Origin of the sequence: Candidatus Nitrosopumilus sp. (genome assembly GCF_040878665.1) — an archaeon.
Taxonomy (GTDB): Archaea; Thermoproteota; Nitrososphaeria; order Nitrososphaerales; family Nitrosopumilaceae; genus Nitrosopumilus.
Genome location: NZ_JBBDLU010000008.1, coordinates 173,925 through 186,813, shown reverse-complemented (window position 1 = coordinate 186,813; position 12,889 = coordinate 173,925). Strand labels below are relative to the sequence as shown.

At 32.8% G+C, this 12,889-nt stretch carries 12 protein-coding genes and 1 tRNA gene; 9 read left to right on the top strand and 4 right to left on the bottom strand.

The window, feature by feature from the left end; translation table 11 throughout:
- The first annotated feature begins 6 nt into the window (after nucleotides 1–6).
- From guaB to WDZ98_RS09045, 3 genes are all read left to right on the top strand, one after another.
- Nucleotides 7–1,437, top strand: coding sequence for an IMP dehydrogenase (gene guaB, locus WDZ98_RS09055; RefSeq protein ID WP_368060335.1), 1,431 nt, complete (start codon nucleotides 7–9; stop codon nucleotides 1,435–1,437).
- Between the two features lie 77 nt (nucleotides 1,438–1,514).
- Nucleotides 1,515–2,879, top strand: a complete 1,365-nt coding sequence (locus WDZ98_RS09050) for an MBL fold metallo-hydrolase (RefSeq protein WP_368060337.1) — start codon at nucleotides 1,515–1,517, stop codon at nucleotides 2,877–2,879.
- Between the two features lie 131 nt (nucleotides 2,880–3,010).
- Nucleotides 3,011–3,511 (top strand): hypothetical protein, encoded by a 501-nt coding sequence (locus WDZ98_RS09045; protein ID WP_368060339.1) that lies wholly within the window; start codon nucleotides 3,011–3,013, stop codon nucleotides 3,509–3,511.
- Here WDZ98_RS09045 and pheA read toward each other — a convergent pair.
- Nucleotides 3,508–4,323 carry a prephenate dehydratase gene (gene pheA / locus WDZ98_RS09040; RefSeq protein WP_368060341.1) on the bottom strand — a complete coding sequence of 272 codons (816 nt, stop codon included), beginning with the start codon at nucleotides 4,321–4,323 and terminating at the stop codon, nucleotides 3,508–3,510. The two genes, WDZ98_RS09045 and pheA, sit on opposite strands and share 4 nt — an antisense overlap.
- A 3-nt stretch (nucleotides 4,324–4,326) precedes the next feature.
- Nucleotides 4,327–4,878 (bottom strand): exosome complex RNA-binding protein Csl4, encoded by a 552-nt coding sequence (locus tag WDZ98_RS09035; protein WP_368060343.1) that lies wholly within the window; start codon nucleotides 4,876–4,878, stop codon nucleotides 4,327–4,329.
- An 88-nt stretch (nucleotides 4,879–4,966) separates the two neighbouring features.
- Between WDZ98_RS09035 and WDZ98_RS09030 the strand changes: the two genes are divergently transcribed.
- Together WDZ98_RS09030 and WDZ98_RS09025 are read left to right on the top strand one after the other, a co-directional pair.
- Nucleotides 4,967–6,043 carry a zinc-binding dehydrogenase gene (locus WDZ98_RS09030; RefSeq protein ID WP_368060345.1) on the top strand — a complete coding sequence of 359 codons (1,077 nt, stop codon included), beginning with the start codon at nucleotides 4,967–4,969 and terminating at the stop codon, nucleotides 6,041–6,043.
- Between the two features lie 5 nt (nucleotides 6,044–6,048).
- On the top strand, nucleotides 6,049–6,648 hold the full coding sequence (locus WDZ98_RS09025; RefSeq protein ID WP_368060347.1) for a tetratricopeptide repeat protein: 600 nt from the start codon (nucleotides 6,049–6,051) through the stop codon (nucleotides 6,646–6,648).
- On the opposite strand, the gene dph2 is transcribed toward WDZ98_RS09025, so the two are convergent.
- Nucleotides 6,649–7,644, bottom strand: a complete 996-nt coding sequence (gene dph2 / locus WDZ98_RS09020) for a diphthamide biosynthesis enzyme Dph2 (protein ID WP_368060349.1) — start codon at nucleotides 7,642–7,644, stop codon at nucleotides 6,649–6,651.
- A gap of 82 nt (nucleotides 7,645–7,726) precedes the next feature.
- On the opposite strand from dph2, the gene WDZ98_RS09015 reads away from it, so the two are divergent.
- The gene (locus tag WDZ98_RS09015; RefSeq protein WP_368060351.1) at nucleotides 7,727–9,055 is read left to right on the top strand and encodes a DUF1743 domain-containing protein; all 1,329 of its coding nucleotides are present in this window, start codon (nucleotides 7,727–7,729) and stop codon (nucleotides 9,053–9,055) included.
- Nucleotide 9,056: 1 nt separating this feature from the next.
- On the opposite strand, the gene WDZ98_RS09010 is transcribed toward WDZ98_RS09015, so the two are convergent.
- Nucleotides 9,057–9,131: transfer RNA gene (locus WDZ98_RS09010), tRNA-Met, on the bottom strand.
- An 82-nt stretch (nucleotides 9,132–9,213) separates the two neighbouring features.
- Between WDZ98_RS09010 and WDZ98_RS09005 the strand changes: the two genes are divergently transcribed.
- The 3 genes from WDZ98_RS09005 (at nucleotide 9,214) to WDZ98_RS08995 (ending at nucleotide 12,803) form a co-directional block, all read left to right on the top strand.
- Entirely contained in the window at nucleotides 9,214–10,305 is a 1,092-nt protein-coding gene (locus WDZ98_RS09005) for a PQQ-dependent sugar dehydrogenase (RefSeq protein ID WP_368060353.1), read from the top strand.
- Complete coding sequence (locus tag WDZ98_RS09000) at nucleotides 10,302–11,561, top strand: hydroxymethylglutaryl-CoA reductase, degradative (RefSeq protein ID WP_368060355.1); 1,260 nt, start codon at nucleotides 10,302–10,304, stop codon at nucleotides 11,559–11,561. The genes WDZ98_RS09005 and WDZ98_RS09000 overlap by 4 nt, the downstream gene beginning before the upstream one ends.
- A gap of 102 nt (nucleotides 11,562–11,663) precedes the next feature.
- The gene (locus tag WDZ98_RS08995; RefSeq protein ID WP_368060357.1) at nucleotides 11,664–12,803 is read left to right on the top strand and encodes an RNA-guided endonuclease InsQ/TnpB family protein; all 1,140 of its coding nucleotides are present in this window, start codon (nucleotides 11,664–11,666) and stop codon (nucleotides 12,801–12,803) included.
- Nucleotides 12,804–12,889: the final 86 nt, after the last annotated feature.

The following is a 12,889-nucleotide window of genomic DNA, read 5'->3' as shown; positions in this document are numbered from 1 at the left end:
GTTTCATTGGAATTCAAAGAAGGATTAACTTTTGACGATGTTCTTCTCGTACCCAAATATTCAGATATTACAAGTAGAAGCCAAACTGATCTGACTACAAAATTATCTCAAAATATCTCAATTAACATCCCTTTTGTGAGCGCAAATATGGACACTGTCACCGAATCCTCTATGGCAGGGGCCATGGCTCGTGCAGGTGGTATAGGAATCATTCATAGATTTTTAACAATCAAAGAACAGGCAAACGAAGTTCTCAAAGTAAAACGCTCAGGCAGTGTAATGATAGAAAATCCATATTCTATCTCTCCGGATAAATCTATCAAAGACGCTATAGATTATGCAGAAGATAAAGAAATTTCTGGCCTCTTAGTTGTTGATTCAAACTCAAAATTAATTGGGATAGTAACTGAAAGAGATTTACTATTTGCTAATCCAAATAACAAAATTCAAGATGTAATGACTAAGGATGTTGTAACTGCAAAATTTGGTGTTACATTAGAAGAATCTAAAGAAATTTTACACAAACACAGGATTGAAAAATTGCCAATAGTGGATGATTCGGGAATTATCAAAGGTCTAATCACCAGTAAAGACATTACAAACAATGCTAATTTCCCAAATGCATCTAAAGATAAAAAAGGCAGACCATTAGTAGGTGCTGCTGTAGGAGTTAAAGGTGACTTTTTAGAAAGAAGCGAATCCCTTTTAGAAGCAGGTGTAGACGTACTTGTAGTTGATATTGCTCATGGGCATAGTGAAAATGCAATTAACACAATACGTAATATCAAAAAAGCATTTCCAGATTGTGAATTAATTGCAGGAAACATTGCAACTGCTCGAGGTACTGAAGATTTGATTAAAGCTGGAGTTGATGCAGTAAAAGTCGGTGTAGGTTCTGGTTCAATCTGTATTACTAGAGTAATTACTGGTTCAGGTGTGCCACAATTGACTGCAGTAATGGATTGTGCAAAAATCGGTAAAGATCATGGTATTCCAATAATTTCTGACGGTGGAACTAGAACTTCTGGTGATGCAACAAAAGCATTGGCAGCTGGTGCTTCTTCAGTAATGATAGGCAGCATGCTTGGAGGAACTGATGAATCTCCTGGAACAGTCCTGACTAAAAATGGTAAACGATTCAAAGTGTACAGAGGAATGGCATCATTAGCTGCTTCGATAGGAAGAAAATCAAAAGAAACAGGCTCAATCTCACTAGATGATGATCTAAATGATTACGTTGCAGAGGGTGTAGAGGCTATGGTTCTATACAAGGGAACAGTAACTGACATTCTAAAACAGCTTACAGGTGGAGTACGTTCCGGATTGAGTTATTGTGGTGCTCACACAATTCCACAAATGCAAACAAATGCAGAATTTATCAAAATGTCAAGAGCAGGATTTGCAGAAAGCCAACCTCACGATGTTTCTTTAATGTGATTTGCATTCTTGTATAGCTGGATAAAAAACTAAATAATGAAGAATTTTAATAGACACTTTATTTTTTGTATCTTTGTATGAAAATTATCCAGCTTAATTCTGCATCTGTAATGATTGAAGATAGTACTGGTGATTCTAAAGTTAAGATTTTATGTGATCCGTGGCTTGAGGGCGAAGAATATCTTGGTTCTTGGGCGATGTACCCACCGTACGACTTTAATCCTGATAATTTCATCGATGTTGATTTTATCTATGTTAGTCACATTCATCCTGATCATAGTTCTGCAAAAACCCTCTCTAAATTAAACAAAGATATTCCTGTATTGATACATAATTTTCCTGAAAAATTTCTTAAAAATAAAATTGAGAGTTTGGGTTTTAAAACAATTGAATTAGAACATGGCGTTAGAATTTCACTAAAAAATAATCTACATATCAATATAATGGCAGCAGATAACTGTGATCCCAACATCTGTGGTCAGATTATGGGCTGTGGTTTAGCCGAGATTAAATTCAAAACAACGCAAATTGACACCATAGCCGTATTTGATAACGAAAAACAAGTAATTGTAAACACAAATGATTGTCCATTTGATATTGCAAAAGATACTGCTTCTTTAATCAAGTCATTATATGGAAATATCGATGTTCTTCTTGTTGGATATGTTGCAGCATCATCTTGGCCGCATTGTTATAATTTACCTGATGACGAAAAACATCAAGAATCTATAAAAAAACAATTCACAAAACTTGAAACGACAAAAAAATACATTGAATTACTACAACCAAAATACTACATCCCATTTGCAGGACGATACACACTATGTGGTAAAAATACTGTTATGAATCAATATAGGGGAGAACCAGAATTAGAAGATGCATTTGAGTGGCTGTGCTCTAATGTATCCCCTGAAAAGTACCGAGGAATAATTATGAATAATGACTGTTGGCTTGACATTGATACTGGAAAAATTAACAAAACTTATACTCCAATTGATAAAACCGAGAAACAGAAATACGTCAATGATGTCCTTTCAAAGAAAAAATTTCCATATGAACATGAACCAATACCATCTTCTTCAGAAATCTGGGATCTAATTCCAAAATCATATGAAAATTTTGAGAAAATTAGGAAGAAGATTAATTGGGTTTCAAATTCTATTATAATTCTTAAAACTATTGATGTGAATAATGAGGATTTGATAATTGCAATAAGTTGTAATGGTAAAGGATTTCAAAAAATATCTCAAAGTGATATAGAAAACTATGATCAATACATGACTATTTCTTTGGATATTAGATTACTGAAATGGTTATTGAATGGACCACAAAAAGCCCATTGGAGTAATGCTGATCTTGGTTCTCATTTAATTTATAATCGTGTGGGTAGTATTTACAAACGAGGATTATTTTATTGTTGGAATCATTTCTATTCCAGATAATATTCTTGAAGCTAAGTTTTTAATTTATATGATTTGTCAAAAACGAGTGTAAAATGCATAGTTTTATGCCTGCTTGATGATACAAAATGAAATACGGTAATTTTTTAAGCAGCATTTAAAATATTTTCAATATGCTTTCTAAAAGAACCGTTATTGGACTGATAATCGGCAGCGCAATAATTGCCATTGGAGGGTACTCTTTAATTTTACATATAGGAACAATTACTATTAATGAAAATTATGTTGTAGGGGTTGGTGATTCAACATCGTATACAATTCCTGCTCCCGATCACACTCCACAACATATGGAAATAACTGGTGATGCTTTTGATCTTAGACTTACCAGTCCAAGCACTGGATTACAGATTCCATCATCTAATTCAGAAACAACTATGGAGTCATTTAAGGATCGAACTGAGGAACCTTTGACTTTAGATTGGGTACACTTAGAAGATGGCGAAACTCGAATTCAAATTCAAAACACAGGAAATTCTGAATTAGTTATAACTGGAAAATTAATTCGAAGCTCTGATCCTATTTGGTTCACATTTGATCTTATGGTGATAATTTCCGGAATGGTTATCATTGGATTTAGCATGGGCTTTACTCTGAGAAAACCAAAAGGATTCTAGTTTAATTTAGCTGAATGATATGAACCCAAAGTTTTCATAAATAGCGTTTCTTGCTTTATTTTCTTTAACATCTCTGAAATTTTTGGATTATTTGCATGTCCTTCAAAATCCACATAGAAATTGTATTCCCAAGTATTTGCTTTTGTTGGCCTTGATTCTATCTTTGTAAGGTTTACATTGTTTTTGTGAAAGTTTTCAATTATTCTATATAATGATCCTGGTTCGTGTTTTATCGAGAATATTATAGATGTTTTATCATTAGTCGTTTCCGGACTATTTTCTTTTGATAGAACCAAAAATCTAGTATAGTTATTTAGATTGTTTGCAATATTTTCTGAAATAACTGGCATGTCATATATTTCTGCAGCAATTTTGCTGGCAATACATGCACAGTTACTCTTGTTTAATTCTTTGATGATCTTTACACTGCCTGCTGTATCATATGCAGGAATTGTTTTCATATTGTGTTTTTCAATAAATTGTCTACATTGACCTAATGCTTGCGGATGTGAATAAACTGTATCTATTTCATCTATTTTACCAATTCCGATTAAACAATGCTCAATTCTATGATATACTTCGCCTGTTGCGTTAAGTGAAGTAGAATATAACAGATCATAACTTTCACCAACACTCCCTTCCAATGAATTTTCCACTGGTAAAATGGCATATTCTGTTTTATCTGAAGAAGTACTCTCTAGTACTTCTGCAAATGTTGCCAAGGGAACAGTTTCAATTTCTTCATTAAAGAATAATTTTGCTGCAGCTTCACTATAAGCACCTCGTTCACCTTGGAACGACACATGTATCATTTTTTAACCTCTTAAATTTACAAAATCACTATTTCCAAAGTTTGAAGAAAGTTTTCTTTCATCAATCCATGCACATTCAACGCATTTTATAGCATCGCGCATTGGAACAACTTTGCCACCACATTTTCTACATTTAGTAAATAAAATTCCTAAATTTGGTTCGTTAATTACAGCATGAATTGTACCATTAAGGTGACTGATAATTTTTAGCGTAACAATGTCATTAACTAGTGCAACATTTCTTATTCTCATATTTCGTGTTGAACATACACATTCTACTTTTGATGTTGTAGGTTTACCATTAATGTAATCAATTGAAACTGCAATCATCGATGACATTACTGCTGCAACTGTTCCAATTACAATGTCTCCCACTTGAGGTATTGATAGAAGTTTTGGATGTTTGATGTTGGCAGTTCGTGTTACTTTGTCCATGTATTTTTCTCCAACCGTTGCTGCTCTTACCATATCTCCATCGTCAAAAGCATTGTGCCCTGCCTCGTATTCTTCAATAGATGCTATACTGTCACCAGGAAATGTTGTATTTTCAGACATATTGGGAATTTTGTTTTTATGATTATAATTGTTTGTGGTATTGTCAGATTTTGGTAAATCATATATCTCTAAAAATTAGAAAAAAACCATGAAAGCTCTGGTATATGATGAATATACTACTGATGATGATTTTTCTAAAATCTTAAAAATTAAAGAAATTCCTGAGCCTGAGCCAAAATCTAATGAAGTTGTTTTCAAAGTAAAAGCGGCTGCCCTTAACTATGATGATATTTGGGGAATGAGAGGCAAACCACTTGCAATACCATTGCCTCATATCTCTGGGACTGATGCTGCAGGCGAAGTAGTTGCAATTGGTAATGATGTTAAAAATATCAAAGTTGGCGATAGAGTAGTATCTCATGGAAACATGTCGTGCAGAGTTTGCAAAGCATGTACTGATGGACGAGAATATGATTGCAGAAAGCGAGTAATATGGGGTTTTGAAACAGGTCCACTTTGGGGGGGTTATTGTGAATTTACACATCTTCCAGAAGTTAATGTCGTAAAAATTCCAGAAGGAATATCGTATGATGAAGCAGCAGCTGCATCAATGACATTGTTGACGTCATGGCATATGCTTGTAGGTAGAGCAAAAATTCAACCTGGACAATTGGTTTTGATTATGGGTGGAAGCTCTGGTGTTGGAAATTATGGAATCCAGATTGCAAAACTCTATAGATGTACTGTTATTGCAACTGCAAGTTCAGATAAACTAGACAAATGTTTAGAACTTGGTGCTGATTTTGCAGTAGATCATAGAAAAGAAGACTGGCATAAAGAAGTCAGATCAATTTCAAAAAAAATTCTCAAATCTGGTAGTGATGTTCCAGGAGTTGATGTGATTTTTGAACATATTGGAGGTACTCATTGGAATAAAGAACTAACCTTGTTAAATTATGGTGGAACAATTGTTACAACTGGTGCTACCACAGGATACGATGTTAAAACTGATCTACGCCATATTTTTTTTAAAGGTGTCAATATATTGGGCTCAACACAAGGCACACGAGCTGAATTGGAACAGAGTCTTTATTGGATGTCTCAAGGTAAAATAAAATCTATAATTGATTCAACTTATTCTTTGGAGCAAGCAGCGGAAGCTCATACAAAAATGCTTCATGGTAAAGGATTATTTGGAAAAATCTTAATCAAACCTAGTATTTGATTAGTATGGATGATCCAAGAATCAATTCAATTTTAGATGAAGGAAACAGATTATTTTTACAAGGAAAATTTCAAGAAGCAATAACGTATTATGATAAAATTTTAAACGAAAATCCTCATCATATCGGTTCTCTTAATAATAAAGGATATGCGTTGAGTAAACTAAAAGATTTTGATAATGCTATGAAATGTTATGATGTTGCTTTACATCTTTTTCCAGACGATCTATCTGTACTGATAAATAAAATCTCGGCATTTCGTAAACAAGGAAATTTTCTTGAAGCATTATCAATATGTGATAAAATTTTAACTAGCAATCCAAAATACAACATTGTTCTATATCATAAGGAACGAATTTTATTTTCTATGGGAAACTTTAACGATTCCATCTTATGTTGTAATCAAATTTTAAATGATTATCCTGATAATGGGGATGTTTTATTTGATAAATCATGTAATCTTGTCATGATATCTAAACATGATGAGGCACTTGATTTACTTGAAAGGGCAATCTCTCAAGGAATTCAATATAAAATTAAAGCTAAAAAATCAAAATCATTTGAAAAATTATCTAATAATCCTAGATTCCAACACCTGATATTGTAACTATAACCAATGTGGAATTTCTAAATATTCATCAATGCTTTCTTTTCTTAAAATTCTGAGAAGCGCGTTTGCTTGAGGTGTGGATAATACTGGCTTGTCAAACTGGTTATCTGTAGAGATTCTTGGGCACGCCACTTGAATAAAAGCATCTATTCCTTTGAAATTTTTCAGCCTCTCATTTGTAATATCAGTTAATGCAAACAACTGAACCTCTTTTCCTTCTTTTTCTAGTTCTCGTTTTATTTTTAGTGCAAAAACTTTGGATAGTTGTCCTTCTTTTAGCCCTACAATAACCCCAAATGATTTCGCATCAGCTGCTTTGTATATTGCCAGCGTTGCTTTCTTTTTTAATTTCTGTGCAAATTCAGTAACTTCTCTTACTTCATTAAAATATGGATCTAGAACATAAGTTGGTAAATTAGTTGATAATGCAATTCCTGCTGCATGAAAATTACTTTGCCCCAGAAACACATAGGCATCAACTTCTTTTTTTAGTTGTGATGCGGGATAAAATTCACATCCAAACACTTGACCGTCATTTAATTGTCCTTTTCCCTTTCCAATTTTGACGTTAATTCCACCATCTGTTAAAATTTTTTCAACTTTATCGACTTGATGTAAGTGTTGGCTGTCTGTGACTAGTGAAATAATTTTTCCTTTCAATAAATCAATACATTTTCGTGCAACACTATCAAATTCTACGTCATCAAAAGCATCAATTAAAACTAAATTTTTCTCTAATGATTCTGTATTAATTGTATGTCCAATATTAAATTGAATCTCAGAACCAAGTATTTTTGCACCATTTGTATTAAGATCACAAGTTCCCCATGTTGTATCTGCTAAAACATAAGCTGGAATTCCAAATTTTTTTGATATTTTTATTGCCATTTCTTGAACTTGAGGTAATATTCCATCTGGACCATTCAATGAAACTGATGCAGGATTTTTTTCCTCAATTTCTTTGAAAATCCTTGCCTCGTCTATTACAATCAATTTAGCTTGGAATGTAGCGCTATTAATTTAAATCAACTGAACTATGCAACAACTAAAAATGTCTGAGTTGCTAAAATGAAGTATGGAAAAAGAAACCATTCTTAATGTTGGATTTGATGATACAGATTCTCCAAAAGGAATGTGTACCACATTTTTAGCCTACAAAATAGTAGATTTGCTTCAGAAACAGAAAACCGAATTTCTTGATTTTCCACGATTGATAAGATTTAATCCAAATATTCCATGGAAAACAAGAGGCAATGGAGCAGTTTCACTTAAAATAAAGACAAAAAATCCATCTAAAATTAAAAATCAAATCAAAAATTTAGTTTTAAAATATTCTGATATTAAAAATGGTGCAAATCCTGGATTGGTGTTTTTTGAAAATAATTTGATTCCATCTGAATTTGTAAAATTTAGCAACTTGGCTTTATGGCAATTAATTAATAGAAATAAGGCAAAAAAATTTGCTAAAAAAAATAACTTAGAAATACATTATCAGGGAAATGGTCAAGGTTTGGTTGGTGCTATTGGTGCAATAGGATATGATTTTCACGATCATACATTAGAGCTTTTGAGTTATCGAAAAAAATCAAAATTTGGAAAAGAGAGACAAATTTCTACTGACAGTGTAAAAGTTATGCAAGAAAAAACATTTCCTAATACGTTTAACAGTTTTGATACAAAGAAAGGACGTATCTTGATTACTCCTCATGGACCTGATCCTGTTTTTTACGGTGTTCGAGGCGAAAATGTAGATTCGTTACTTTATGCCACTAAAATTCTCAAAAGTGATGAAAAATTAGATGGCTATATGATTTTCAAATCCAATCAAGGAACAGGTGATCATTTGAAAAATGAATTAACTTTTGAAAATATGAAACCATATTCTTCTGGAAAAATTACGGGAATTGTATCAGACATACCAAAAATTGTAAAAGGCGGCCATGTATTTTTTAAACTAATTTCTAATGATCATGAATTTTGGTGTGCTGTTTACAAACCTACTGGACTTTCAACAATTGCTTCACATTTGTTAAAAGGTGACAAAATTTGTATTGGCGGAGGCGTTAGAAAAGCTTCAAAAAATTTCCCACGAATAATAAATCTTGAATTCCTTGATATTCTTTCTCTTGTGAAAAACACTTCTATTTCAAACCCAGTTTGCAATAAATGCAATAAAAAAATGAAATCCAAAGGCAAGAGTCAAGGTTTTCAATGTATCAGTTGCGGGAAAAAAACTTTTAAAAAAACAACTTTTGAAATTTCAAGAAAGATCAAAAAACAACTTTACCTCCCAAAAATCTCTGCACATAGACATCTTACAAGACCATTACAACGAATTGGAACAATCAACAAAACAACAAAATTTGATAAATCTAATTCATGGTTTTGTGTTTATAGAAACTAAGTAGCGGGGAACAGATTTGAACTGTTGAACTGCGGGTTATGAGCCCGCCGGGATGACCTGGCTTCCCCACCCCGCTGAACATAAATGAAGTTCAGCCGTATATACGCTTTATCAAATTTTTGAAAGTAATTAATATGATTTGAAAAGATTGTATTTTCGTGGACAAAAAAATTCAAATCATTGTGATTTCCATTGCGATAGTGTTTTCAATATTTGTTTTAACTTCACCAAATGATCCAATTCCGTTACCAGAGCCTAATTCAAATCATGAAAATGATTTTGTAACCATTATAGCTGAAAATCTCAACAAACCTCGTGCAATAGCTGCTTCTGAAGATAGAATTTTTGTAACTGAAAAAAATGGTTTAGTTAGAGTTATTGAAGATAATGTTCTTTTAGAATCACCACTAGCTGTTTTCCGTACTGCTGATGTATTTGATGGTGGATTATTAGGAATTACACTACATCCAAATTTTTCAAACAATCATTTCATCTATGTATTTTTGACATATGAAGAAAACGGTGTTTTGTGGAATAAGATTGTAAAAATAACTGAATTTAAAAATAAACTACAACACGCGGAAACTATATTTGATAAAATTCCTGGATCTTCTTTTACTAATGGTGGTTTTATTAAATTTGGACCCGATGAAAAACTGTATGTAGGTACTGGCACTGTTTCTGATTCTTCACATCTTCCTCAAGATATTAATTCCTTATCTGGAAAAATTTTAAGACTCAACGATGATGGTACCATTCCAGATGATAATCCATTTTCTGATTCCCCGGTCTATTCTTTAGGACACAGAAATCCACAGGGTATGACTTGGGATGATGACGGTATATTGTATGTGGCAGAATTCGGACCTGAAAAAAATGATGAAATTAATAAAATTCAAGCAGGAAAAAACTATGGATGGCCTGAACAACAATGTTCTGGTAATGACAATTTTGAAAATGCCATTCTTTGTTATGACCCTAGTATAGAACCCGGTGGAATTCTATTTTATTCTGGAGATACCATTAACTTTGAATCTTCATTCATAATGGCATCAATGCGTGCATCCAATCTTTACCAATTGGATTTTGAAGAGGGCTTGAGTTCCCAAAAATCAATACTTAGTGGTATAGGACGTGTTCGTGATGTAGTTCAAGGTAATGATGGAAGTCTTTATGTAATTACTTCAAACACTGATGGAAAAGGTTTTCCAGACAGTATGGATGATAAACTATTGAGGATACTAAAATGACAGATTCATCAATTTCAAAGTTTTTTGAGAAATCAAGAAAAGATAGATTAGATCTAGTTGCAAACTTTGCAAAACTCTCAAAAGAGGAATTAGATATTTTACAAAACGATAATGGAGGAATCTCTTTTGATAAAGCAGACAAAATGGTGGAAAATGCCATTGGTACATTTTCACTTCCACTAGGAATTGCAACCAGTTTTCTGATTAACGGAAAAGACTATCTCGTCCCAATGGTTATTGAAGAACCATCTGTAATTGCAGCCGCATCCAAGGGAGCAAAAATTGCTCGAGTCAAAGGCGGTTTTACAGTTTCAGCAGATGAATCTTACAGTATAGGTCAAGTGCAAGTATTGGATGTGACTGATTTCTCTTTGGCAATTTCACAAATTAAAAATTCTACAAATGACATACTTGAACTTGCAAATTCTCAAAGTAACACTTTATCTAAAATGGGAAAAGGTGCAAAAGAAATCTTTTGTAAAGAACTTGACACTCCATCTGGCAAAATGCTCATTTTAGAACTTTTAATTGATGTAGGGGATGCAATGGGGGCCAATGTTACAAATACAATGTGTGAAGCTATTTCGCCATTAATTGAAAAAATTACTGGCGGAAGAACATTACTTCGTATTTTATCTAATTACTCTACTCGTAGATTGGTAAAAGCAACGGCAGTGTTTGACAAAGAAGCAGTTGGAGGAGAAAAAGTAGTTGATAATATTGTATCTGCATTTGAATTTGCTGACAATGATGTCTACCGAGCAGTTACTCATAACAAAGGTATAATGAATGGAATCATAGCTGCTGCAAATGCAGCAGGTCAAGATAGTAGGGCAATTGAAGCTGCTGCAAATGCATATGCTGCAAAATCAGGTAAATATCGCTCACTTAGTAAATGGAGTAAAGATAATGATGGAAATCTAGTTGGAACACTGGAGATTCCTCTTTCTGTGGGTATTGTAGGAGGTATAGCAAATGTTCATCCTGTGGCTAAAATATGTATGAAAATTCTAGGAATTGCATCTGCAAAAGAACTCGCATGTGTAATAACTGCAACTGGATTGGCTCAAAATTATAGTGCAATTCGAGCTCTCTCCACTGACGGAATTCAAAAAGGACACATGCGTTTGCATGCAAGAAATCTTGCCGCAGCTGCTGGTGCTACCACTAATCAAATAGATGAAATTGTTCAAAAAATGATTGAGGAAAAGAAAATTTCACTTGATAAGGCTAAAGAATTACTTGATCAAATTTAAATGCCGTAAACTGAAAATTTTTACCTTCTTTAGTTCTAAGACCAAAACGAACTATATCACAATAACCAGATATTGTATAATGCATAAAACAACAAAAATAAGATGATTGTTACTAGCTATAAATTCCGTTTGTATCCTACAAAAATACAAGAAAGTAAACTAGAAGATACGATAGAGATCTGCAGAACTCTGTATAATGATTTTATTTTTGAATCTCATCTTGCATACAAAGAAGGTTACAAGATAAAATTTGACGAATTACAGAGAATGATCCCTGCAATGATTCCAAAAGATAAAATATACAGCAAAGTAGCTCAGATGGCATTTTGGCAGTTCTACAACAATCTGAAAACATTGTCGGCATTAGCTAAGAGAGGAAAAAGAACAGGAAAGATGAGGTTCAAGCCAAAGACAAGATACAACTCAATCAATTATAATCAATCAGGATTCAAATTTCTACCAAATGGTAAGATCAAATTCTCTAAAATTGGAAAAATTAAATGTGTCATTCACAGAGAGATACAAGGAAAAATAAAAGAAATAATAATAAAAAAAGAACTTACGGAAGATTGGTATGCAATAGTTGTTTGTGAGAATGAGATTACATCAACATGTTCTCTTTTCAGAAAGAAAATAGTTGGAATAGATGTTGGAATAAATAACTTTACATATGATTCAGATAATCATTCTATAAAATATCCACAATTCTTTAGAAAATCAGAGAAAAAACTGAAACGATCTCAAAGAAAACTATCTAAAAAAATAAATAATTCTAATAACAGGTGGAAGCAAAAACTAAATCTATCCAGAATACATCAAAAAATAAAAAATCAGAGAAATGATTTTTTACACAAGACATCAAGATATTATGTAGATAATTATGATACTATATTTGTTGAGGATCTAAGAATACAGAATATGCAAAAAAATCACCATCTTGCAAAATCAATATTGGACTCATCTTGGAATTTATTTTTCCAAAAACTAGAATACAAAGCTGTAAACGCTGGTATTCTGTTTAGAAAAATTTCACCACACAACACAAGCCAGAAGTGTTCTAGGTGTAACAAATTAGTAAAAAAATCTCTGGCACAAAGAACCCATAGCTGTCCATTTTGTGACATTGTAATCAATAGAGATTATAATGCAAGTCTCAACATAAAACAAAAAGGAATAGACAGCCTACCTGTGGGATACAGGGAAGTTACGCCTTTGGAGAGAATACCTCTAACTATGATCTAGACTGATCATAGTCATGTGATCTCTATGAATTAGGAAGCCAACAATCTTAATTATTGGCAGTTCACACACGCTATTATATAGATAAA